The sequence below is a fragment of the Rhodomicrobium lacus genome (assembly GCF_003992725.1).
GTDB lineage: Bacteria > Pseudomonadota > Alphaproteobacteria > Rhizobiales > Rhodomicrobiaceae > Rhodomicrobium > Rhodomicrobium lacus.
In genome coordinates this window covers 377095-398854 of the sequence record NZ_RZNF01000002.1, presented here as the reverse complement: position 1 = coordinate 398854, position 21760 = coordinate 377095, and the positions used below count along the sequence as shown (strand labels likewise).

22 protein-coding genes are annotated in these 21760 nt (G+C 62.1%); 9 read left to right on the top strand and 13 right to left on the bottom strand.

Annotated elements, in window-relative coordinates; genetic code table 11:
* Window positions 1–50: 50 nt before the first annotated feature.
* Together EK416_RS02600 and cysQ are read right to left on the bottom strand one after the other, a co-directional pair.
* The gene (locus EK416_RS02600; RefSeq protein ID WP_127075920.1) at window positions 51–938 is read right to left on the bottom strand and encodes a DUF1134 domain-containing protein; all 888 of its coding nucleotides are present in this window, start codon (window positions 936–938) and stop codon (window positions 51–53) included.
* Between the two features lie 289 nt (window positions 939–1227).
* Window positions 1228–2070: a 3'(2'),5'-bisphosphate nucleotidase CysQ gene (gene cysQ, locus EK416_RS02595; RefSeq protein WP_245433915.1), complete on the bottom strand. Its 843-nt coding sequence runs from the start codon at window positions 2068–2070 to the stop codon at window positions 1228–1230.
* A gap of 200 nt (window positions 2071–2270) precedes the next feature.
* Between cysQ and EK416_RS02590 the strand changes: the two genes are divergently transcribed.
* Window positions 2271–2924, top strand: a complete 654-nt coding sequence (locus EK416_RS02590; protein WP_164729821.1) for a histidine phosphotransferase family protein — start codon at window positions 2271–2273, stop codon at window positions 2922–2924.
* A 274-nt stretch (window positions 2925–3198) separates the two neighbouring features.
* On the opposite strand, the gene ctrA is transcribed toward EK416_RS02590, so the two are convergent.
* On the bottom strand, window positions 3199–3894 hold the full coding sequence (ctrA, locus tag EK416_RS02585) for a response regulator transcription factor CtrA (RefSeq protein WP_127075918.1): 696 nt from the start codon (window positions 3892–3894) through the stop codon (window positions 3199–3201).
* A gap of 467 nt (window positions 3895–4361) precedes the next feature.
* On the opposite strand from ctrA, the gene EK416_RS02580 reads away from it, so the two are divergent.
* Complete coding sequence (locus EK416_RS02580; protein ID WP_245433914.1) at window positions 4362–4766, top strand: flagellar export protein FliJ; 405 nt, start codon at window positions 4362–4364, stop codon at window positions 4764–4766.
* Window positions 4767–4837: 71 nt separating this feature from the next.
* On the opposite strand, the gene EK416_RS02575 is transcribed toward EK416_RS02580, so the two are convergent.
* Both EK416_RS02575 and EK416_RS02570 read right to left on the bottom strand, forming a co-directional pair.
* Complete coding sequence (locus EK416_RS02575; protein WP_127076343.1) at window positions 4838–5053, bottom strand: DUF1674 domain-containing protein; 216 nt, start codon at window positions 5051–5053, stop codon at window positions 4838–4840.
* Between the two features lie 85 nt (window positions 5054–5138).
* On the bottom strand, window positions 5139–6359 hold the full coding sequence (locus tag EK416_RS02570) for a polyhydroxyalkanoate depolymerase (RefSeq protein WP_127075917.1): 1221 nt from the start codon (window positions 6357–6359) through the stop codon (window positions 5139–5141).
* An 84-nt stretch (window positions 6360–6443) separates the two neighbouring features.
* On the opposite strand from EK416_RS02570, the gene EK416_RS02565 reads away from it, so the two are divergent.
* The gene (locus EK416_RS02565) at window positions 6444–7097 is read left to right on the top strand and encodes a glutathione S-transferase family protein (protein WP_127075916.1); all 654 of its coding nucleotides are present in this window, start codon (window positions 6444–6446) and stop codon (window positions 7095–7097) included.
* Between the two features lie 152 nt (window positions 7098–7249).
* Here EK416_RS02565 and EK416_RS02560 read toward each other — a convergent pair whose 3' ends face one another.
* From EK416_RS02560 to fabD, 7 genes are all read right to left on the bottom strand, one after another.
* Window positions 7250–7684: a hypothetical protein gene (locus tag EK416_RS02560; RefSeq protein WP_127075915.1), complete on the bottom strand. Its 435-nt coding sequence runs from the start codon at window positions 7682–7684 to the stop codon at window positions 7250–7252.
* 143 nt (window positions 7685–7827) lie between these two features.
* Complete coding sequence (gene gmk, locus EK416_RS02555) at window positions 7828–8484, bottom strand: guanylate kinase (protein WP_127075914.1); 657 nt, start codon at window positions 8482–8484, stop codon at window positions 7828–7830.
* A gap of 325 nt (window positions 8485–8809) precedes the next feature.
* Window positions 8810–10057, bottom strand: a complete 1248-nt coding sequence (gene mltG / locus EK416_RS02550; protein ID WP_127075913.1) for an endolytic transglycosylase MltG — start codon at window positions 10055–10057, stop codon at window positions 8810–8812.
* Window positions 10058–10218: 161 nt separating this feature from the next.
* Window positions 10219–11475 (bottom strand): beta-ketoacyl-ACP synthase II, encoded by a 1257-nt coding sequence (fabF, locus tag EK416_RS02545; RefSeq protein ID WP_127075912.1) that lies wholly within the window; start codon window positions 11473–11475, stop codon window positions 10219–10221.
* A 120-nt stretch (window positions 11476–11595) separates the two neighbouring features.
* Window positions 11596–11838, bottom strand: a complete 243-nt coding sequence (locus tag EK416_RS02540) for an acyl carrier protein (protein WP_013418615.1) — start codon at window positions 11836–11838, stop codon at window positions 11596–11598.
* A 229-nt stretch (window positions 11839–12067) separates the two neighbouring features.
* Window positions 12068–12805: a 3-oxoacyl-[acyl-carrier-protein] reductase gene (gene fabG / locus EK416_RS02535; protein ID WP_127075911.1), complete on the bottom strand. Its 738-nt coding sequence runs from the start codon at window positions 12803–12805 to the stop codon at window positions 12068–12070.
* 22 nt (window positions 12806–12827) lie between these two features.
* On the bottom strand, window positions 12828–13784 hold the full coding sequence (gene fabD / locus EK416_RS02530) for an ACP S-malonyltransferase (protein ID WP_127075910.1): 957 nt from the start codon (window positions 13782–13784) through the stop codon (window positions 12828–12830).
* A gap of 431 nt (window positions 13785–14215) precedes the next feature.
* On the opposite strand from fabD, the gene rpsF reads away from it, so the two are divergent.
* The 5 genes from rpsF to EK416_RS02505 all read left to right on the top strand — a co-directional run bounded on the left by rpsF (window position 14216) and on the right by EK416_RS02505 (window position 19450).
* Window positions 14216–14737 (top strand): 30S ribosomal protein S6, encoded by a 522-nt coding sequence (gene rpsF, locus EK416_RS02525; protein WP_127075909.1) that lies wholly within the window; start codon window positions 14216–14218, stop codon window positions 14735–14737.
* The gene (gene rpsR, locus EK416_RS02520) at window positions 14734–14985 is read left to right on the top strand and encodes a 30S ribosomal protein S18 (RefSeq protein WP_127075908.1); all 252 of its coding nucleotides are present in this window, start codon (window positions 14734–14736) and stop codon (window positions 14983–14985) included. Before rpsF ends, rpsR begins: the two co-directional genes overlap by 4 nt.
* A 12-nt stretch (window positions 14986–14997) precedes the next feature.
* Window positions 14998–15576 carry a 50S ribosomal protein L9 gene (gene rplI, locus EK416_RS02515; protein ID WP_127075907.1) on the top strand — a complete coding sequence of 193 codons (579 nt, stop codon included), beginning with the start codon at window positions 14998–15000 and terminating at the stop codon, window positions 15574–15576.
* A 238-nt stretch (window positions 15577–15814) separates the two neighbouring features.
* Window positions 15815–17377, top strand: coding sequence for a succinyl-CoA:acetate CoA-transferase ScpC (gene scpC, locus EK416_RS02510; RefSeq protein WP_127075906.1), 1563 nt, complete (start codon window positions 15815–15817; stop codon window positions 17375–17377).
* A gap of 219 nt (window positions 17378–17596) precedes the next feature.
* Window positions 17597–19450, top strand: a complete 1854-nt coding sequence (locus tag EK416_RS02505; protein WP_127075905.1) for an SLC13 family permease — start codon at window positions 17597–17599, stop codon at window positions 19448–19450.
* Window positions 19451–19542: 92 nt separating this feature from the next.
* Here EK416_RS02505 and EK416_RS02500 read toward each other — a convergent pair whose 3' ends face one another.
* Window positions 19543–19974 carry a DUF2147 domain-containing protein gene (locus EK416_RS02500; protein ID WP_164729820.1) on the bottom strand — a complete coding sequence of 144 codons (432 nt, stop codon included), beginning with the start codon at window positions 19972–19974 and terminating at the stop codon, window positions 19543–19545.
* A 265-nt stretch (window positions 19975–20239) separates the two neighbouring features.
* On the opposite strand from EK416_RS02500, the gene EK416_RS02495 reads away from it, so the two are divergent.
* Window positions 20240–21760 (top strand): replicative DNA helicase, encoded by a 1521-nt coding sequence (locus EK416_RS02495; protein WP_181952110.1) that lies wholly within the window; start codon window positions 20240–20242, stop codon window positions 21758–21760.

Genomic DNA, 21760 nt, shown 5'->3' with positions numbered 1-21760 from the left:
GGAATACTGCAAAAACCTCAAGACCGGGCGTCGTTCCTCAGATCACGAGGCTAGAACGGGTTCCAGGTCGGCGATGGCGTGTATTTGAGATAACCGACATTGGCCCCCAAACGCAACCCCACGCCGGCGCGAATGGGCGCGAGAATGACATCGTCGTGTTGCTGAAACGTTATGCCGACACCGCCGACGAGATAAGCCGAGCCGTCCACGCCGGCGAAGCGCTCGAAGATTTGCGCTGGATATGTAAGGTTGTAGACAAGGGTTAGCGTTTTCGAGCCCGCCGCGCCGAAGTCGTAGCCGATGGACGGACCCTGCCAGTAGACTTTCTGGGTCGGGTACATTTTTGTGTGAAGCGTGCCTTCCCCGTAACGAAGGCCGGCGACGATCGCCCCGCCTGCGTCCTCTCCGAGGATATAGCCGGTTGGCCGGCCATAACGCTGGAATGCATGCTCGACGACTTTCGCCAGTCCTTCCGAGACGCCGCCGAAGAAGCGATGTCCGGCGTCAAGGATTTCGCCCGATGAATAGGTGGCGCGCTCGCCTGGCGGCGGGCCGCCGGGACCGTCAACCCGCTCGCCCCATTGAGCGGTCGGCTGCTGTGGCGGCGCGCTGTAAGGCTGGCCATAGCCCGGATTGTCGTTCGATGGAGGCACATAGGAATTCTGGGCCGTGTAGGCGCTGCCCTGAGCAGGAGCCGCCGAGCCACCGCCCTGCCCCGCATACGCGCCGCCCTGCTGGACCGATGCGTTGGGTTGCGCTTGTGTCGCCGTCGTCTGCTGCTGGGACTGCGGCGGACGCAGCGAGCGGGGCGGTTCGCCCTGATATTGCTGCGGCGGAAGGTAGTCTTGAGCCTCGGCGCGGGTCGCGTGAGCGACCGCAAGCCCGAGAAGGGCCACGGTGGCGTATGCGAGAAGGGAAATCCTGCGGTGGCGCGTCATGATGAAATCCGGTTGCATCGCCTGCGAACCCGCTGGCGGTCTCTATCGGCCGCGCTCACCCGCAGAGCCGGAGCGTCACAAAGCCCGGCGCAACCGAAGGAAAGCGCGAAAGGCAGAATCGCCCCTACGCAGCACATCTTCGCTGGTGTCGTGTTTTTGAGGCCGAATTTTGGCTCAGGTTGCCGGATCGGTCCGCGTCCGAGAATTTGCGGATAAGGCGAAGGCGAGAAACTCCGATGAATCCGGCACCACGCGCCGTTTCGGAAACGTCGAACGCTTCGGCGTGGGCCTATGCCCCCTGAAGGATCGCCTCGGCTTCGTCGCGTCGCCGCCAGACGACAAAAGAGGGATTGGCAAAATTACGGTCGATCTTGCCGTAATCGAGCGGTTCGCCCGTTTCGGTCAGAACGCATCCGCCAGCCGCGTTCACAAGAGCATGGCCTGCCGCGATGTCCCATTCGGATGTCGGCGCGAAGCGTGGGTAGACGTCGGCATCTCCCCGCGCGACGACCCCGAACTTGAGCGAAGAGCCCATGCGCAGGCAAGGCGGGTCGCCGATGCGCCGGAGAAAACTCTCCGTCGCGGGCGTCTGATTCGAGCGGCTGACGATGGCCGTAAAGCCGCGCGAGTGCGGCCGCTCGCCGGAAATCGGCTGGAATTCGTAAGCGGGGCGCGGCTCGGGATTATGGTCGGGCACGAGCTTCAAGCGCACCGCGCTGTCAGTCCCGAGCGTCACGTAGCAATCCGAAAAGGCCGGAGCGTACACGAGGCCGAAAACGGGCGCGCGGTTCTCCACCAGCGCGATATTGACCGTGAACTCCCCGTTGGCGCGAATGAATTCTTTCGTACCGTCAACCGGATCGATGAGAAAGAAGCGATCTGCGATCCTCGGTGGAGCGCCGCACGAGAGCGCTTCTTCCGCAACCACCGGAATATCCCCGGCCAGCCTCGAAAGAGCCTTGAGGATTATATGTTCGCAGGCGACATCGGCGTCCGTAACGGGAGAGCGGTCGGCCTTGTAGCGAACCTCGGGACTCGCCTTATAGATGTCCATGATGACGGCGCCCGCCCGCTGTGCAAGAGGGAGCGCCCATAGTCCGAGTTCACGTATGTCGGACGCGTCGAAGCTCACGGTGTATCTTTCGTGATGAAGGGGAAGCAAGAGACTCGCCCCGCGTTATCGTAACTTTGTGCCGTATGGCGCATTTTTTTAGTATGAGAGGTTGAAGGACAAGGCCAAATCATGGTGCCTGTACGGCAGCGCCATGGCGGCTCTTGCCACAAGTGCGATTGCGAATGCAACCTGCGTGCTTTCCGCTGGAGGAATGAATCGTGACCGACTCGAGACTCGAAGACACCGCCCTTGCCGCGCTGATATCGAGCAAGATATGCCACGACCTCGCAGGCCAGATCGGCGCGATCAACAACGGGCTCGAACTCCTCGAAGAGGAAAACGACGAGGATACGCGTTTCTACGCCCTTGAGTTGATCCAGAACAGCGCGAAGGCGGCATGGGCCCAGCTCGATTTCAACCGCCTCGCGTTCGGCGTCTCGTCGAGCCTCGGCGCGCTGGTGCCTGTCGCGCATATCGAACAGGTCGCCAGACGCTATCTCGAAAACGGCAAGCGCCGCCTCCATTGGCAGGCGAACGTTCCCGAGATCGAGAAGGAACATGCGCGGCTGCTGATGGCGTTGCTCGGCGTTTCGATCAATGCGCTGCCGGCCGGCGGAGACTATTATGTGGGCCTCTCGGCGTCCAAGACGAAGGCCGGCCGCAGCCGCTTCAAGCTGATCATCCTGTGCCGGGGCCGCGCCGCGCGCGTGCCGGAAGGTGTCGCCGAGATATTCGCGGGAGACACCACGCGCACCATCGACAATCGCCTCGTCATCGCCTATTACGCCACGCGGCTCGCAACGGAGGCTTCGCTCAAGCTTTCAGCGCTGAAGGAAGGCGAGGATATTCTTTTCACGCTCGAACCACGCTAAGAGCGATTTGATGGAATCAAGGTGCGCGCTCGATCTTTGCCGCGCGTCTTATCGGAGAGCCGCTTCGAGTTTCCACTTCCTGGCTATTAAAACTCAGGCTCGCGTCGCCGCACGATGAGGGCGCGACAGGCTCTTCAGGCGTTTGCGGTGGCTCGCCAAGCTGCGCGCCAAGCTTCCCGTACGCCGACAAACTCAACGCGACGCGATCAAATTTACGTCAAGGGATTCACGCGGGGGGTTGCGGGTCCCCCCAGCGAGATGAACGTCGCGGGAGTTACGCGGCGGCCTGCTCTTCCTTCGGGTCGCGAAGCACATAGCCGCGGCCCCAGACGGTTTCGATGTAGTGCTGGCCCGTGTTCGCCGTCGCGAGCTTCTTGCGAAGCTTGCAGATGAAGACGTCGATGATCTTCAGCTCTGGCTCGTCGATGCCGCCATAGAGGTGATTGAGGAACATCTCTTTCGTGAGCGTCGTCCCCTTGCGGAGCGACAGAAGCTCAAGCATCTGATATTCCTTGCTCGTAAGGTGCACGCGAGCGCCATCGACTTCGACCGTCTTCGTGTCGAGATTCACGATGAGGCTTCCGGTCTGGATGACAGACTGTGCGTGGCCTTTCGAACGGCGCACGATGGCGTGAATGCGCGCGACAAGTTCGTCCTTGTGGAACGGCTTCGTCAGATAGTCGTCGGCGCCGAATCCGAGGCCACGAACCTTGTCGTCCACACCGCCCGAACCGGAGAGGATCAGGATCGGCGTCTTGATCTTGCTGACGCGCAGCGCGCGCAACACCTCGTAGCCGCTGATATCGGGCAGACCCAGATCAAGTAAAATTATATCATAATCGTAGATTTTTCCGAGGTCGACGCCTTCCTCTCCAAGATCTGTCTGGAAGACGTTGAAACCCTCGGACAGCAGCATGAGCTCAATGCTCTGAGCCGTTGCGCTGTCGTCTTCGATGAGAAGCACCCGCATAAGGAATCCCTCGCTAGCAACACGTGTATACCGCAATGACGCGAGACTCAAGGTCTTTTCCGCGCCGTGAAGCTTAACTTCAGAACCGACATTAACGCATGAAAGGTTAAGAAAACTTAAGCTTACTACGCAGACGAGTGTCCCACGCATCATTTCGCGCGCAGGCTTAAGGATATGACCGAGATCGTGAATAAATCGGAAACTTGCCGGCAGAAACGCTGCCTGAGGTTGTGCCCTCGCCTCGTCGCAAATAAAAGTGCCCCCAACGACGAATCGACGACACCCATAATGTGACGCAATTCGCCACGTGATCCAACCGCCAATTCCTTTAGGAATTACTAAGCCGAACGCTGTTGCAAACAGGCGACGTTTCACGCTTGGTTAATGGTTTTGCGGGAAACTGGCCTGGAACTGGAAGTTAAAGCCCATCGAGTGAAGCGTAACCGGAGTCGGGGCCTCGTACGAGTATGATGGAAACAGTTAATTCCAATCAAATCCAGCGGTTCGAGTACGAGGAGAAGCGACAGCAGGTCAGCGACCTGGAGTTGATGATCGCGGACTTCGCACGCATGGCGAACGATCTGGAGCAGCAGATCAAGATCGAGCAACAGACGTCTGGGATTTCAGACGTGAACCACTTCGCCTACCCAACTTTCGCGCGCGCAGCCATGACGCGGCGCGACAATCTCCGGTCTTCCATCGCCGAGCTTGAAAAACGCCTCGACCGCGCGCGGCAGGAGGCGCTCGACGCGTTCGAGCAGTTGAAGCTGTCGGAAGCGGCGGGCGATCTTGAAGCCCAGCGGCAGGTAAAACCCAGCACGCGACGCAAGCCGCTGAAGCATCTGGGAAGCCACGCCAGCAGCAGCCGCTAGGCGTCATCGGCCCGTCGGCCAAGCAGATATTTCGAAAAAGTGGTTCGCCCGCGCCGCTGGCCTGACCTCGCTCAGAAGTCTGACGCGATCCCCTTCTTTTCCCAGTCGCCGAAGCGCGTCGGTTCGAGGCCGCCCTTGCGCGAGCCGATTTCTCGCGGCAACAGCACTTCGCCCGCCGCTTGTCTGCGCGCCTCCGCTTCGGCCAGCGCACGTTTCGCCGCCTCTTTGCGGCGCCGTTCGATTTCGGCCTCGTCGGGCTCGATCTTGTCTGTGTTTTCAGCTGTCATGAGGGAAGAATGCGCAACCTGGCGCGCGACCGCAAGCCCTTCCGGCGTGTTCATGCGCAGGCCATCGAACGGAGCGCTTACATCCTCAATCCATCGCGAGGATTGTGTTTCTGACTTGCGGGTAGACCTGGCTTTCCCAGCGTCGCCCGCTGAAAACGCCGTAATGACCTACGCCCGCCTGGAGATGATGGCGCTTCATGTGCGGGCGCAGGCCGGTACAGAGATCGTGCGCGGCGGCAGTCTGGCCGATGGCGCAGATGTCGTCGCGCTCGCCTTCCACGGTAAGAAGCATCGTCCGCCGGATGGCGCGAGGGTCGACTTTTTCGCCGCGCCACGTGAGTTCGCCCTTCGCGAGGCGCGCTTCCTGAAACACCCAGGACACAGTTTCGAGGTAGAACTCGGCCGTAAGATCGAGCACGGCAAAATATTCGTCGTAGAACGTCTTGATCGACTGCGCCTTCTCGATTTCGCCTTCCGCGAGATGCTTGAACAGATCGAGATGTGCTTTCCGGTGCCGCTCCATGTTCATCGACATGAACGCCGTGAGTTGCACGAAGCCCGGATAGACGCGCCGCCCCGCTCCCGGGTGCGGGAAGGGCACGCGCGAAATGAGCTTGCTTTCGAACCAGGAGATCGGCTTTTCCGTTGCGAGTTCGTTCACCTTGGTGGGATTGATGCGGGTGTCGATGGGGCCCGCCATCAGCGTCATGCTGCGCGGCTTCGCCGGATCGCCCGATTGCGCCATGATCGCCACGGCGGCGAGCACCTGCACGCAAGGCTGGCACACGGCGACCACGTGCCCGCCGGGGCCGATGACGCGCAACCACTGGATCAGGTGGTCGATGTAGTCCTCGAAGCCGAACCGACCCGCCGACAAGGGTATGTCGCGTGCATTGTGCCAGTCCGTGATGCACACATCGTGATCCTGAAGCAGCGTCTCGACCGTGTTCCTGAGGAGCGTCGCGAAATGCCCCGACAGCGGCGCGACCACAAGAACGCGCGGCTGGGCAACGTCGATATCCTTCCTGAAGCGCAGCAGCGTGCCGAACGGCGTTTTGGCCAGCGGCTCCTCGGTCACGGCCACGTCGCGGTTGTCGACGCGGACGCTCTTGATGCCGTAAGGCGGCCGCGTGTGGGTGAGCGTGGAGCGCGAGATCAATTCGCACGCCGCCGCATAGTGCCGGATTGTCCCGCCATTGCCGTTCAACTGTGCGGCGAAAGGAGCAATCGCGTTGAGCCCGAACTGCGCAAAACTGCGCGCGGGAGCCGTCGCATTCGTGTAGAATTGATAGGCCTGATACAGCATTTCTGACCTGGCGCAGGAATTACGGGCAACACAGACGCCCAAATGGCGATGCAAGGTTCGAACCACAAGCAAGGGTTATGGTCCATGGCGGAGGCGCAGCTTACAATTAGCAACAAGAACTACTCCTCCTGGTCGCTCCGGGGCTGGCTCCTCTGCAAGCTCGCCGGTCTCGATTTCGAGGAAGTGGCCGTGCCGATCGATGATCCATCGATGAGGGCCGAACTTCTGCTGCTTTCGCCGTCTTTCCTCGTGCCGTGCCTCTCGCATGACGGCGCCAAGATCTGGGACACGCTTTCCATCGCGGAATATCTCGCGGAGCTTAAGCCGAACTCGCCAATTCTTCCCAAGGATGTGAAGAAGCGCGCGCATTGCCGCTCCGTCGCGGGCGAAATGCATTCCGGCTTCTACAATCTGCGCTCGGCGCTGCCGATGAACCTCAAGGCGCACTATCCCGGTTTCAAGGTGTTCCACGGCGCGCAGGCCGACATCGACCGCGTCGTCGCGATCTGGCGCGAATGCCTTGCGGCCTATGGCGGCCCGTATCTGTTCGGGGAGCTTTCCCTTGCGGATGCGATGTATGCGCCGGTGGCAACGCGCTTTCTGACCTATGACGTCAAGCTCGATTCCGTGTCGGCGGATTACTGCCGCTCGATCATGGTCTGGCCCGCGATGGAAGAATGGGTTGCCGCGGCGAAGGCGGAGCCGGAAGACTTCGAGGAACTCGACGTCGAGTTTTGAGACCCGGCGCCGGTGACAGCGCGACTCCGGTCAGGTTGATCGACCTGACTGGAGCAGGCCCCAAAACTTGGGTGGAGACCAATTTTCCGATCGGATCGCGATATTCTGGTTTGCCAGCCTGTCCCGTGGCGAGCGGCAAAACAAGACACGCCTCAGCTTGTGCAATCGCGCCCTTGAAGCGCCCAGAGCTGGATGTCGCGCTTCACCTTCGTGCTGAGTTCGGTCGACATCGCATAGTTGCGCGTCACGATCAGCGTGTTGTCGTTGTATTTGTGGAACTGGATCTCGAAGAGCGGCGGGCCATCGCCAGGCTCGAACAGCTTGACGTTCGGATAGCCTTCCGGGCTTTGCGCGTCTTCGCCGGGGTAACGCTCGCCAGCCTCGTAGCGATAGCCGGCAAGCGTCTCGCCAGCGCCAAACCAGCACAGCTTCATCTTCTCGATGAAAGTTTGCAGCACCTGCGGAGGCGGGCCGAAGGAAAGCCGCTGCGGCTCCGATCCGATCAGGCTGTCAACGGCGGGATCCTTCCGCGCGCAACCCTGAGGGATGAAAGCCAAAGCAATGAGAAGCGTAATGCGAAGCCACAAACAAGCCCCCTGACAAGAGATCCCCTGTGCCATTGGGCCCGTTCGTGGCGAAACTTAGGCCCCTGCGGGGTTTGGCGCGCCGCCGCACAGATTTCTGGATGGAAACGCCGATCGCCGCGAACTCCGGCGCGGAATTTCCAGGCTCAGCGCGTGCGTGACGGTGGAGCGAGTTGCGCGATCAGCTTCTTGACGCCTATCTGCCGATGCCTCCGGTGCCGCTCGGCGGTGACGATGCCCTTGAGGACGGCAAGGCTCTCCTCCACGTCACGGTTCACCAGCACATAATCGTAATCGCCCCAATGCGAGATTTCGGCTTCCGCGCCTTCCAGACGAGCCTCGATGACATGTTGCGCATCCGTCCCGCGCGAATGGATGCGCCGGGAAAGTTCCTCGCCGGACGGCGGCAGGATGAACACACGAACCGCATCTTCGGGCAGAAGCGCCGCGATGGAGGCCGCGCCCTGCCAATCGACGTCGAAAAGCATGTCCCGCCCTTCCGCGAGCGCCGCCTTCACCGGCTCTGCGGGCGTTCCGTAAAAATTGCCGAAGACCTCGGCCCATTCGAGAAGCTCGCCCGCATCGCGCATGCCGTCGAAACGGTCGCGCGTAACGAAATAATAGTCCACCCCGTCCGCCTCCTGCGGCCGCGGCGGGCGCGTGGTGACGGACACCGAATGCCCGAGCGCGCCATCGGCGGCGAGAAGAAGCCGCGCGAGCGTGGTCTTTCCCGCGCCGGACGGCGAGGAGAGGATGAGACAAAGGCCGCGCCGGTCAGGCGTCACAATCGGATCGCTGTTCACGTTGAACTTTCCAAAGAAACACAAGACCGATTTAGAGCGCCTTCGGCCTTTTTGAAAGCAGAACGTTATGACTTTCGGGAGAAAGACGGCGGCTGCGCCCGCGTCTTCCGACCCGCCTAACGTCTTGCCAGCGCGCAAGATCGTCCGGCCTCTCGATACGCCGCTTGTCCCGCCGCAACGCCTTGCCCGGATGCTCGAAGCCCCGCTGCGGCCCGAAGCAGGTCGAGCATGCGGCTTGCACGGGGTTCCGGGCGCAAGGCGGTCTGCGGGCCGCATCAAACGGGCGATAAAGACGCTGCCTTCCGTTGGCGGGACGCGGGTGCGATCAGCGATTCGGATTGCGCTGCGGCAGAGGGATGTCGACGCCCTGAAGCTTGTCGAGCGCCACCGCATCGGCCGCCGTGTCGGCCGTCCTCTCCTCGCGCTGATTTCGTTCGATGACGCGCCAGCGGGCGACATTCCTTTGGTGGTCGCCGTAATTCTCCGCGAAGACATGCGCGCCCGTGCCGTCGGCGACGAAGAAAAGATCCGCGCTCTTCGCAGGCTTCAGGACGGCCTCGATGGCGGCGCGGCCCGGATTTGCGATCGGCGTCGGCGGGAGCCCGGCGTTGCGATAAGTGTTGTAGGGGTTCGTCTCGTCGTCCAGCTCGCTTCTAAGGATCGGGCGTCCGAGCGTGCCCTTGCCGCCACTGGCGCCGTAGATGATGGTCGGGTCGGCCTCCAGACGCATGCGCTTCTTCAGGCGGTTCAGGTAGACGGCCGCCACCCGCGGACGCTCGTCGGCCCTGCTCGCTTCCTTCTCCACGATGGCCGCGAGGTTGATGACCTGTTCGGGCGTGGTCAATGCCAGCTCGCGCGACCGGGTCGGCCAAAGCCCTTCGATGAACTTCTTTTGCTCGCCCTGCATGCGCCGGATGAGTTCGTCGCGCGATGTGCCGCGCGCAAACCGGTATGTGTCGGGAAGCAGGCTCCCTTCCGGGGGAATTTCAAGGATATCGCCAACGAGATCCGGGTTCGACTTCAGCCGTTCGACAACCTGAAAGCTCGTCAGCCCTTCCGGTATCGAAACGCTGTAGAGAATCGATTTTCCCTCGACGAGCGTGTCGAGCACGTCACGCAGACTCGCCTCTGCCTTGATGTTGTATTCGCCTGCCTTGATCTTGTCGTGAACCTTGAAATATCGCGAGGCGATGAAGAACGTCCATCGGTCATTGATGATGCCGTCCTGTTCGAGGCGGCGGGCGATCGCGCTGACGCCCTCTCCGCGCGGCACGACGAACACGGTCGGATAGGCAAGCGGACCGGGCTTGTCGAACTGCAGACGCACGACGTAGGACACCGTGCCGACGGCGATCAGAAGGACGAGGACGAGCGTCAGAAGACGATTCAGAAAGACGACGATAGGGTTTTGCCGGCGTCCCCGGCTGCCCTCGGGGGGCTCGGGCGCGCGCTCGGGTTCTAGCGCTTCCGACGGGCTTCGCGGCAGGACGGAATAATCCCGCTGGCCGCGATAGGCGGCATTCTGCTTCGAGTAGCGGTTGTTTCCATTCGCGTTGTAAAAGTCGCTCGGCATGTGATCCGACTACTCAGTGACCCCAACGGTTCATTCAGCAATGTATTATGGCAAAAGAGTGTAGAGCGTTCCTCAACGACACAGGCGGGATGACATGAAAGACCACAAGCATGCGCGGACGAGCGGGCGAGGCGCGGGGCGCGCCCCCGGCCGCAGCCGCGTCAGGCGACGCGGCGCAGAATGAGGCTGGCGTTGGTGCCCCCAAATCCGAAGGAATTCGACAACACCGTATCGATACGCTTTTCCTTCGCCTTGTGCGGCACGAGGTCTATGGCGGTCTCGACGGACGGATTGTCGAGGTTGATCGTCGGCGGGCAAACCTGATCGCGAATCGCCAGCGCCGAGAAGATCGCTTCCACCGCCCCGGCCGCGCCGAGCAGGTGCCCCGTCATCGACTTTGTCGACGACATCGCGGCGTTTGCGGCGTGGTTGCCGAGCAGGCGCTCGACAGCGCCGAGTTCGATCCCGTCCGCCATCGTGGAAGTGCCGTGAGCGTTGATATAGTCGATATCCGACGCACCGATGCCTGCGCGCTTGAGGGCGGCAGCCATGCAGCGATAGGCGCCGTCGCCGTCTTCCGAAGGGGCGGTGATATGGTACGCGTCGCCAGACAGGCCGTAGCCGATGATTTCGGCGTAGATCTTCGCCCCGCGCGCCTTGGCGTGCTCATATTCTTCAAGGACGACGACGCCGGCGCCCTCGCCCATCACGAAGCCGTCGCGGTCCCTGTCGTAGGGGCGCGAAGCGCGTTCGGGATCGTCGTTGAAATCCGTGGCGAGCGCCTTGCAGGCCGCGAAGCCCGCGAGTGCCAGACGGCAGAGCGGGCTCTCGGTCCCGCCAGCGACCATGACGTCGGCATCGCCGAGCGCGATAAGGCGCGAAGCATCGCCGATGGCGTGCGCGCCGGTCGAACAGGCCGTTACCACGGCGTGGTTCGGTCCCTTGAGACCATGTTTTATGGAAACGTAGCCGGACGCCAGATTGATGAGACGGCCCGGAATGAAGAACGGGCTGATGCGCCGCGGACCCTTGTCGCGAATGACGTTCGACGCGACTTCGATGCCCTGGAGGCCGCCGATGCCGGAACCGATCAGGACGCCGGTGCTGGTTTGTTCTTCCTCGGTCTTGGGCGCCCAGCCTGCGTCGGCGAGCGCCTGATCGGCCGCGGAGATGGCGAAGACGATGAAATCGTCGACCTTCCGCTGTTCTTTCGGCTCCATCCAGTCATCGGGGTTGAACTCCCCGGCGCCGGTGCCGCGCGGAATGAAACAGCCGATCTGGCACGCGAGGTCCGAAACCTCGAAGTCGGTGACCCGGCGCGCTCCGCTCTTGCCAGCGAGGATGTTCGACCAGGCGTGATCCGTCCCGGTGCCCACAGGCGTAACCAGCCCGATGCCAGTGATAACGACCCGCCGCATCTTGCCCTCCGAATTTACTGATCAAGGCTGTCGCGCAAAACTACGTCTTCACCGTCAAACGGCTGGAGGCAGAAACCTCCGCCGCGACGGTGGACGCCATGCGCCGCTCTTGCGAGCCGCTTAGGCCTTCGTGGAATGGCTTTCCAGGAAGCGGATGGCATCGCCGACGGTCTGGATCGTCTCAGCGGCATCGTCCGGGATTTCCACACCGAATTCTTCCTCGAACGCCATCACGAGTTCGACCGTGTCCAGGCTGTCCGCGCCGAGATCGTCGATGAAGCTGGCATTTTCAGTGACCTTGTCGGCTTCGACGCCAAGATGTTCGATGACGATTTTTTTAACGCGGTCCGAGATATCGCTCATTTTTTCCTCACGGTTCCCCAAGTGATCAAGCGCCTAACTTTACTTCGATTAAGCACAGTAGCTTTCTATTCCGCAACACATCGGACTTCGACTGCACCCGGGCGCGAGGTGGCTGGTAGCATTGAAGCTTTGGAGGGGGAAGCCCTTTTTTGGGGCATCGCCACCCACTTTCCACCTTATCTTTAACTTGCGCGCCTAGAAGTTTTCTGTCCGGGTGATTGGCACGGTCTCAGACCATGACCATACCACCGTTTATGTGGAGCGTTTCTCCGGTAATATAGCGGGCTTCCCCGCTTGCCAGAAACACCACAGCGGCGGCGATGTCCTCCGGCTTGCCAAACACGCCGGCCGGGATCGTGGCGGCAATCGCCTCCGTCTGTTTTTCATTCAGCGCGTGTGTCATCGGCGTCTCGATGAAGCCCGGAGCGATGCAGTTGGCGGTGATGTTGCGCGAGGCGACCTCGCGCGCGAGCGACTTCGTCATACCGACGAGGCCCGCCTTGGACGCCGCATAATTCCCCTGCCCCGGATTGCCGATCACGCCAGAGATGGACGCGATGTTGACGATTCGGCCGTAACGCTTCTTCATCATGTTGCGGAGCGCCGCGCGGCAAAGAATGAAGGACGACGTGAGGTTGACGGCGATGACGTCGTCCCACTCCTCGTCCTTCATGCGCATGAACAGGTTGTCCTTGGTGATGCCCGCGTTGTTTACCAGAATGTCGAGCTGGCCCATGGCGGCTTCCGCCTGGCCGACAAGCGCGGCGACCTGCGCGCGGTCCTTGAGGTCACACGGGAGCACATGCACGCGGCTGCCGATTCGGCCCGCAACTTCGTCGAGCTTCTCGCGACGCGTGCCCGACAGCGCCACCGTGGCGCCTTGCGCATGCAGCGCGACAGCCACGGCTTCGCCGATGCCGCCAGATGCGCCGGTGACGAGCGCGAATTTCCCAGTCAAATCGAACATAGAGGCCATTCCCGCTTTGCCGTCAGCCTTCGCCGCGCGCCTTCAACCAGTCGCCGAAGGACTTGATGTCGTCCGCCGTGCCCACCGCACGCGCATCCGCTTCGCTGCGGATACGCTTCGCAAGCCCCGTCAGAACCTTGCCCGCGCCGATTTCGAACAGCGTGGCGACACCGTGGTCGACCATGTACGCCACCGATTCGCGCCAGCGTACAACGCCTGTGACCTGTTCGACCAGAAGCGATCTTATCAGAGATGGGTCGGAAACGGGAGCCGCCGTAACGTTCGTCACGACCGGCACTTCGGGAACCTTCAGGTCGAGTGCCGCAAGCGCGGTCGCCATGCGGTCGGCTGCGGGGCTCATAAGCGCACAATGGAAAGGCGCGCTGACGGGCAGCGGAACGGCGCGGCGAATGCCATATTCGGGCGCAAGCTTCGCGGCGCGATCCATCGCGGCCTTCGTGCCTGAAATCACGATCTGGCCGGGCGCGTTGTCGTTCGCAACCTGCGAAACCTCGCCGTCGGCAGCGGCGGCCGCGAGCTTCTTCGCGGGTTCGATCTCGGCGCCCAGAAGCGCCAGCATCGCACCCTGCCCTTGCGGCACGGCTTCCTGCATCGCTGTGCCGCGCAACCTGAGAAGCCGCGCGGCTTCAGCGACGGAAAACACGCCGGCGGCCGCGAGGGCGGAATATTCGCCGAGCGAATGCCCGGCGACGTAGACGGGCTTGATCGCCTCCCAGCCGTACTCGTCCTTCAGAACGGCGAATGCGGCGAGCGAAACGGCCATCAGCGCGGGTTGCGCGTTGAAGGTGAGCGTCAGCGTCGCCTCGGGGCCTTCCCACATGAGAGCGGACAGCTTTTCTCCGAGCGCCTCGTCGACCTCATCGAAGACGGCGCGAGCCACAGCGAAGTTCTGCGCCAGATTCTGGCCCATGCCGACAGTCTGACTGCCCTGGCCTGGAAATGTAAAAGCGAAGGTCATGCGGTTTTCGCGTCGTCAATCGCGGACAAAATTTTGCGTGATCGCGGTTAAGTCGTTCACGGCTCGTGGCGCCAGAGACACGTTTCCAAGCAGGCTGTCAAGGGCACACGATCAACCGCCGCCGCGCCATTTTCGCGCCCACAGCAGGCACCGGGAGTGCGAAATGTCGAAGACAACGCCCGACAAGCAAAGGTGTTGCACCGCGCTCGCTTTCTCTTATAGTGCGCGCACCGTCCGGTTTGAGGCTGAACGGAACCGGGAGGCTATTCCCTGAAGAAACGCACGCTTATGTCCGTTTCGATGGGTGTCGTCTTTCGAGGTGGCTTCGCTGCCGTGGTTCCCGTGTCTCTGCTCTGCTTAAGATCCTTCTGGCCTTTCAAGGCTTGACGGGGGCTCTGCGCCGGACTTTCGTTCAACAGGGAAAGGCCGTTATGCCACTTTACGAGCATACCTTTCTTGCGCGTCAGGATGTCACGGCGCAGCAAGTGACAGGTCTTATCAACACCTACAAGGCCGTTATCGAAGAGAACGGCGGCAAGGTGTCGAAGACCGAATATTGGGGTCTGAAATCGACCGCCTACAAGATCAAGAAGAATCGTCGCGCGCATTATGCGTTCTTCAATATCGACGCGCCCCATCAGGCGGTGCTCGAAATGGAACGCCAGATGGGCATCTCCACCGACATTCTCCGCTTCCTTACGGTGCGTGTCGAGGAACTCGACGAAAAGCCGTCCATCCAGATGCGCAAGCAGGACGAGCGCGACCGTGAACGCGGCGACCGCGACCGTGGCGGCGACCGTGGCCCGCGCGGCCCGCGTCGCGACTTCGGCGGCGGCGGGTTCCGTGACGGCGGCGATCGTGGCGGCTTCTCGCGCGATGGCGAAGGCGGCGGTCAGCGCTTCGGCGCGCGCCCTCCTCGGTCTGAAACCGCTGCGGCGGGAGGTGAAGAATGAGCATGCAAGGAACGAGCGGCGGAGCGCGCCGCCCCTTTTACCGCCGTCGCAAGACCTGCCCCTTCTCGGGCGAGAACGCGCCGGTCATCGATTACAAGGACGTGCGTCTTCTTCAGCGCTTCGTTTCGGAGCGTGGGAAGATCGTGCCGAGCCGCATCACGGCGGTGTCCGCGAAGAAGCAGCGCGAACTGGCCAAGGCCATCAAGCGCGCGCGCTTCCTCGGCCTTCTGCCCTACGTGCTGAAATAGGAGCGAGGCGATATGCAAGTTGTTCTTCTTCAGCGCATCGGCCGCCTGGGTCAGATGGGCGACGTCGTGAAGGTGCGCCCGGGTTTCGCGCGCAACTACCTGCTTCCGCAGGGCAAGGCGCTCCGCGCCACCAAGGAAAACCTCGTTCGCTTCGAAAAGGAGCGGGCGCAGCTTGAGGCTCACAACCTCGAACGCAAGCAGGAAGCCGAAGCGGTCGCAAAGAAGCTCGACGGTCAGCGCGTCATCGTGATCCGGCAAGCGGGCGATTCAGGCCAGCTTTACGGTTCGGTGTCGACGCGCGATATCTCCGACGCCGTGACGGCCGCCGGCTTCACCGTCGATCGTGGTCAGGTGCTTCTCGATCACCCGATCAAGACGCTCGGCATCCATGAAGTGCGCGTAAGCCTCCACCCGGAAGTGTCGGTGAAGGTCTCCGTCAACGTGGCGCGCACGGAAGAAGAAGCCCTCCGTCAGGCGAAGGGCGAGGATGTGCTGCACGAGCGCGACGAATATGCCGCAGACTACGCTGCCGAGCAGGCAGCCATCGCGGCGGAGACCCTGTTCGAGGGCGAGGAAGCCATCGAACAGTAACTTCCGCAATAAATGTCGACTTGTCCTTGGGGCGCAAGATTTTATCTTGCGCCCTTTTTCGTGTCGCGCGCATTATATTGCTCAGCGCATTTCTGCATGGCTGCATCCCAAAAACGCGAATTCTCCAGAAGTATAGTTGATCCGACTTTTGGCTAAGCCTAGCGTTTCGGCGCTGGCCCCGCGCCATTCGACGCCCGGCCTATAAAATCGCGAAAGAACAGCAAAAGAAGGTGTGGCCGTGACAGGATCGCGCGTGCTCAACCGTGCGCTTCGGAGCAAGATTATGTCTGCGACCGAAGCCGCGGCTCTTATTCCGGCAGGATCGAACGTAGGCATGAGCGGGTTTACCGGCTCCGGCTACCCGAAAGCAGTGCCACAGGCCCTCGCCGAACGCATCAACGCGCTCCATGCGGATGGCTTCGATTACAAGATCGGCGTATGGACCGGCGCCTCGACCGCCCCTGAACTCGACGGCGCTCTCGCCGCCGTCGACGGCATCGAGATGCGCCTTCCCTATCAGTCCGACCCGGCGTGTCGCGCCCGCATCAACGCGGGGCAGATGGATTACATCGATATCCACCTGTCGCATGTCGCGCAATTCGTGTGGTTCGGCTTCTACGGCAAGCTCGACGTCGCTGTCGTGGAGGTCGCAGGTGTCCTCGAAGACGGTCGGCTCATTCCGGCTACATCGATCGGCAACAATAAGACGTGGCTCGATCAGGCCGACAAGATCATTCTCGAAGTCAATAACCGCATCAACCCCGCCATGGAGGGGATGCACGACATCTATTACGGCACGGCGCTTCCGCCGCACCGCAAGCCCATCCCGCTTGTGACGCCGGCCGACCGCATCGGCGAGCCATATTTCCGCTGCGATCCCTCGAAAATCATCGGCATCGTCGAAACCCACGCCTTCGACCGCAACTCGGCTTTCACGCCGCCCGACGAGACATCGCGCCTCATCGCCGGCCACATCCTGGACTTCCTCGCGCACGAGGTCAAAAAAGGGCGCATGCCCGAGAACCTGCTGCCGCTGCAGTCGGGCGTCGGCAATACCGCGAATGCGGTCATGGCGGGACTTGAGCAGGGCCAGTTCGATAACCTCACTGCGTATACCGAGGTGCTTCAGGACGGCATGCTGCACCTTCTCAAGAGCGGCAAGATGAACTTCGCTTCCGCGACGGCGTTTTCGCTGAGCCCCGAAGCCGTGGAAGATTTCAACCGCGACGTCGATTTCTACCGTGAACGCGTTCTGCTGCGTCCGCAGGAAATTTCGAATCATCCGGAAGTGATCCGCCGCCTCGGCGTCATCGCGATGAACGGCATGATCGAGGCCGACATCTACGGCAACGTGAACTCCACGCACATTCGCGGCTCGTCGATCATGAACGGCATCGGCGGCTCGGGCGACTTTGCGCGCAATGCCTACCTGTCGTTCTTCATGACACCGTCGACCGCGAAGAACGGCCAGCTTTCCTGCATCGTGCCGATGGTCAGCCACGTCGATCACACCGAGCACGACGTGCAGGTGATCGTGACCGAGCAGGGTCTTGCCGATCTGCGCGGTCTCACGCCGAAACAGCGGGCCAAGCTCATCATCGAAAACTGTTCGCACCCGAGCTATCGCCCGGCGCTGCAAGCCTATTACGATCGCGCGCTGCGCGAATCTCCGGGCCGCCATACGCCGCACATGCTGAACGAAGCTTTTTCGTTCATTCAAAGCTGGAAAGCGGAGAAGGCTGCGATGGAGGTGGAGAAAGCGATCCACTCCGGTCTCGCCGCGACGAAAGTCCCGGCCTGACGGGTTGGCGACTTCAAGGCCGGGGCGTATGTGGTCCCGGTATCGCCTTGCCGGCGACAAAATACCGGCTGATTTCAATGGCTCGAAAGTCGCTTTGCGGCTTTCGGGCCATTTTTCTTGACCGTAGCGGTCACCATCGCAGCGCAATCGAGAGTGCCGACAGGCGCTTCGCGGCGACGCCCTCGTCCGCGCAAATCGAGAACCGGAGTTTTTCAACGCATGACCGCCGATCTGGCCGCGGTGCTGGCGTTACTCGCCATCACCGTGGCGATGTTCAGCCTCAATCGTCCCAGAATGGACGCCGTAGCGCTTATCATGATGACGGCCCTGCCGCTGACGGGCGTCATAACGATGAACGAGGCGCTGGCCGGATTCAGCGACCCTAACGTCATCCTCATCGCGGCGCTTTTCGTGATCGGCGAAGGGCTCGTGCGCACGGGCGTCGCCCAGCGACTCGGCGATTCGCTCGCGAAAAGCGCGGGGCGGAACGAGACACGCATGATCGCTCTCCTGATGGTCATCGTGGCCGGCGTCGGCGCTTTCATGAGTTCGACCGGCGTCGTCGCGATCTTCATTCCCGTCGTCCTGCGCATCGCGCAGAATTCGGGCGTGGCGCCGGGGCGCCTGCTGATGCCCCTCAGCATGGCCGCGCTCATCAGCGGCATGATGACACTCGTGGCGACCGCGCCGAACCTCGTCGTCAACAGCGAACTCGCGCGGCACGGTCATGAGGGCTTCGGTTTCTTCGCCTTCACGCCCTTCGGCCTGCCCATCCTCATTCTGGCGGTGGGCTACATGGTCTTCGCGCGGCGCTGGCTCGTCTCCCGCATGGACGCGAACCGAAAGGCGACGATGCTTCCCCGCTTCGCGACCTGGGTAAGCGAATACAGCCTTGCCGGACGCGGGCACCGGCTCGCGATCACGGAAGGCTCGCCCCTCGCGGGCAAGCGCATCGACGAGCTTCGCCTGCGCGCAACCGCGGGCGTCGACATCATTGCCATCGAAAGGCGCAAGTATTTCAACCGGCAGACCTTGAAGCCCTCCGCGGACGTGCAGCTCGAATCGGGCGACATCCTTTTCGTCGCGACCGCCCCCGCCTCCGACATTGCGGCGTTCGCCCATAAAAATGCGCTGACGATCCTGCCGATCGAAGGCCGCGACTTCGCCGACCGGTCGCATGCGGTGGGCATGGCCGAGCTTATCGTCCCGGCCACATCGAAGCTCATCGGCAAGACCATCGTCCAGGCGGCGATCCGCACGCATTACGGCCTGTCTGTGGTCGGGCTCAAGCGAGGCAAGAAGGCGTTTGCCGGTAATCTTCGCGACGAGCCTCTGAAACTCGGGGACACGCTGCTCGTGGCCGGACCATGGCACGCGATCGAGCTTCTCCGGTCACCGGCTGACGATCTCGTCATTCTGAAGGTGGCCGCCGAAATCGACGAGCAGGTGCCGGCCGCGATGCGCGCGCCTTTCTCTCTCGGTGTCCTCGCCCTCGTCGTGGCCGCGATGATGACGGGAATTGTGCCGAACGTGCAGGCGGCGCTGATGGGCTGTCTTCTTCTCGGACTGTTTCGCTGCGTGGACATGAACGCCGCCTATCGTTCGATCCACTGGCAGACCCTTGTCGTCATCGTCGGGATGCTGCCCTTCTCGCTTGCGCTTCAGAAGACCGGCGGAATCGACCTCGCTTCCGGCTTGCTGATCGACGCGCTCGGCAACGCGCAACCGCATGTGATGCTGGCGGCGCTTTTCGCCGCGACCGCTGCGCTCGGGCTCTTCATATCGAACACCGCGACGGCGGTGCTGATGGCACCTGTCGCGTTGTCCGTTGCGGCGCAGCTTGGCGCGTCGCCCTATCCCTTCGTCATGACCGTGGCGCTTGCCGCATCGGCGGCGTTCATGACCCCAGTGTCGTCGCCGGTGAACACGCTGGTGGTCGGTCCCGGCAACTACACTTTCCTCGATTTCGTGCGGGTGGGCGTGCCCTTTACCCTCGCCGTCATGGTGACGGTGGTGATCCTCGTGCCGCTCGTGTTTCCGTTTCAGGCCGAGGCGCTGGTGGCGGCGCAATAAAAGCCCAAAGGCAAGGCGGCGCGGGTCTCCCCGCGCCGTCCCCGGTCGAACTGCTCCGTGTCACCCCGAAGCAACTCGTCCCCCCAACAGGGCTACTGCACGCGTTTCCAGGTCCGCGATTTGCAGATCAGTCCACCCGCCACGCAGCCTTCAAGCTTCACTTCATCCTTGCTCACGGATGTCACATATCCGGTGTAGGTCTCGCCGTCCTCGCTGTTGTAGAGCTTGCCCTTCCACTTGTCCGAGCCGGCCTTCGTCGCGCCGTTCATAAGCACGACGCCCGCCATGGAGCGTCCCTTGAGCTGCGGATTGGGGTTTGCGTCGTCCTTCTCACGGCCCTTGCCCGGCTTGACGACCTTCACGCAGATGCCGCCGCCACAGGAATATACCGAAACGATGCCGCCAGAATCCGCATCGCGCCATGTGCCGATGGCGTCTTCAGCGGCGGCATGGGCCGAAAGCGGCAATGCGACGGCAAGCGCGCAAGCGCCCGCTATGGCGCGAATGCGCTGTCCCTTGATCATCTCCATCCCCTATTTTTTGCGTCTTATTCTGACAAAAATGTCAGTGCGAGGCTCACGCTATCACCGGCGGAAAATTCCTCAAGTCAAACTTCAGTTGAGGGGCGTTCTCCCGCACGCGCCGAGTCGGGTTGCGGCGTATACACTGTCAAGGCACGGTTCGAAACGTTAAGGACTCTTCCAGCGGAATCATTCCGCTGTGCACGCATGGCGAATCGAAGGCGGGGCGCCTTTCGGGGCGGATCGCGAATCTGGTTTTATCGCGCCCATGAGACGCTCCCCCGCCCTTTCCGCCGTTCCTGCCAGGTCCGCCCTGGCGGAAAGCATCGAATCCCTGCCGTTCCGGCAGGCTCCGCATAACATCGAGGCCGAGCAGGCGCTGCTCGGCGCGGTGCTGATCAACAACGAATCGTTCGACCGCGTGTCCGGCTTTCTTGAGCCGAATCATTTCTTCGAGCCGCTCCATGGCCGCCTGTTCGAGGTCATGGGCAAGCTCATTCAGGCGGGCAAGCACGCCTCCCCGATCACGCTGAAGACCTTTTTCGACAACGAGCCGCCCATCGGCGAAATCACGGTCGCGCAATATCTCGGCCGCCTCGCCGCCGCCGCCACCACCATCATCAACGCGCAGGCCTATGGCCGCACGATCTACGATCTCGCCGTGCGCCGCGAACTCATCCTCATCGGCGAGGACATGGTGAATGTCGCTTACGATTCGCCCATCGAGCAGCCGCCGGAGCGCCAGATCGAGGAGGCCGAGCAGCGGCTCTACGATCTCGCCGACAAGGGCAAGTACGGCTCCGGCTTCATGTCCTTCGGCGATGCGACCATCGAAGCGGTCGAGATGGCGGCGCGCGCCTATGAGCGCGATGGCGGCCTGTCGGGCCTCTCCTCCGGTCTGACCGACCTCGACAAGATGATGGGCGGCCTGCAAAATTCCGACCTGCTCGTGCTCGCGGGCCGCCCGTCGATGGGCAAGACGGCTCTCGCCACCAACATCGCCTTCAACGTCGCGAAGGCCTATCGCACGCGCCAGAAGGATGACGGCACCACCGAGGCTGTCGATGGCGCGGTCGTCGGCTTCTTCTCACTCGAAATGTCGTCCGAACAGCTTGCGACGCGTATTCTTGCCGAGCAGGCGCAGATCCCGTCCGAGAAGATCCGGCGCGGCAACATCTCCGACGTGGAGTTCCAGCGCCTCCAGCAGGCCGCGATGGAACTTCAGACGCTGCCGCTGTTCATCGACCACACGGGCGGCATTTCAATCGCGCAGCTTGCGGCGCGCGCGCGTCGCCTGAAGCGCCAGAAGGGCCTCGGCCTCATCATCGTCGACTACCTCCAGCTTCTGACGGGCTCCGCGAAGCGCTCGCAGGAAGGCCGCGTGCAGGAAGTTTCAGAAATCACGGTCGGCCTGAAGGCGCTGGCGAAGGAACTCGCGGTGCCGATCATCGCGTTGTCCCAGCTCTCGCGTCAGGTGGAAAACCGTGACGACAAGCGCCCGCAACTGTCAGACCTGCGCGAATCGGGCTCGATCGAACAGGATGCCGACGTCGTGATGTTCGTCTTCCGCGAAGAGTATTATGTTTCGCGGAAGGAGCCTTCGCTGACGAAGGTGGAAGAGCACCAGAAATGGCAGGATGAGATGGATCAGGTGCAGGGCCTCGCCGAGGTGATCATCGGCAAGCAGCGTCACGGTCCCACGGGCACGGTGCGGCTGCAATTCCAGTCCGACATCACGCGCTTCGGCGATCTCGCCGACGACCGCCGCGTACCCGAGCGGTACGAATAG

What these genes read in the sequence shown, in the direction of transcription:
- EK416_RS02600 (WP_127075920.1), bottom strand. Translation starts at nt 938, where the DNA reads ATGACGCGCCACCGCAGGATTTCCCTTCTCGCATACGCCACCGTGGCC.
- ctrA (WP_127075918.1), bottom strand. Translation starts at nt 3,894, where the DNA reads ATGCGGGTGCTTCTCATCGAAGACGACAGCGCAACGGCTCAGAGCATT.
- EK416_RS02580 (WP_245433914.1), top strand. Translation starts at nt 4,362, where the DNA reads ATGATGGAAACAGTTAATTCCAATCAAATCCAGCGGTTCGAGTACGAG.
- EK416_RS02575 (WP_127076343.1), bottom strand. Translation starts at nt 5,053, where the DNA reads ATGACAGCTGAAAACACAGACAAGATCGAGCCCGACGAGGCCGAAATC.
- EK416_RS02570 (WP_127075917.1), bottom strand. Translation starts at nt 6,359, where the DNA reads ATGCTGTATCAGGCCTATCAATTCTACACGAATGCGACGGCTCCCGCG.
- EK416_RS02565 (WP_127075916.1), top strand. Translation starts at nt 6,444, where the DNA reads ATGGCGGAGGCGCAGCTTACAATTAGCAACAAGAACTACTCCTCCTGG.
- mltG (WP_127075913.1), bottom strand. Translation starts at nt 10,057, where the DNA reads ATGCCGAGCGACTTTTACAACGCGAATGGAAACAACCGCTACTCGAAG.
- fabF (WP_127075912.1), bottom strand. Translation starts at nt 11,475, where the DNA reads ATGCGGCGGGTCGTTATCACTGGCATCGGGCTGGTTACGCCTGTGGGC.
- EK416_RS02540 (WP_013418615.1), bottom strand. Translation starts at nt 11,838, where the DNA reads ATGAGCGATATCTCGGACCGCGTTAAAAAAATCGTCATCGAACATCTT.
- fabG (WP_127075911.1), bottom strand. Translation starts at nt 12,805, where the DNA reads ATGTTCGATTTGACTGGGAAATTCGCGCTCGTCACCGGCGCATCTGGC.
- fabD (WP_127075910.1), bottom strand. Translation starts at nt 13,784, where the DNA reads ATGACCTTCGCTTTTACATTTCCAGGCCAGGGCAGTCAGACTGTCGGC.
- rpsF (WP_127075909.1), top strand. Translation starts at nt 14,216, where the DNA reads ATGCCACTTTACGAGCATACCTTTCTTGCGCGTCAGGATGTCACGGCG.
- rpsR (WP_127075908.1), top strand. Translation starts at nt 14,734, where the DNA reads ATGAGCATGCAAGGAACGAGCGGCGGAGCGCGCCGCCCCTTTTACCGC.
- rplI (WP_127075907.1), top strand. Translation starts at nt 14,998, where the DNA reads ATGCAAGTTGTTCTTCTTCAGCGCATCGGCCGCCTGGGTCAGATGGGC.
- EK416_RS02505 (WP_127075905.1), top strand. Translation starts at nt 17,597, where the DNA reads ATGACCGCCGATCTGGCCGCGGTGCTGGCGTTACTCGCCATCACCGTG.
- EK416_RS02500 (WP_164729820.1), bottom strand. Translation starts at nt 19,974, where the DNA reads ATGATCAAGGGACAGCGCATTCGCGCCATAGCGGGCGCTTGCGCGCTT.
- EK416_RS02495 (WP_181952110.1), top strand. Translation starts at nt 20,240, where the DNA reads ATGAGACGCTCCCCCGCCCTTTCCGCCGTTCCTGCCAGGTCCGCCCTG.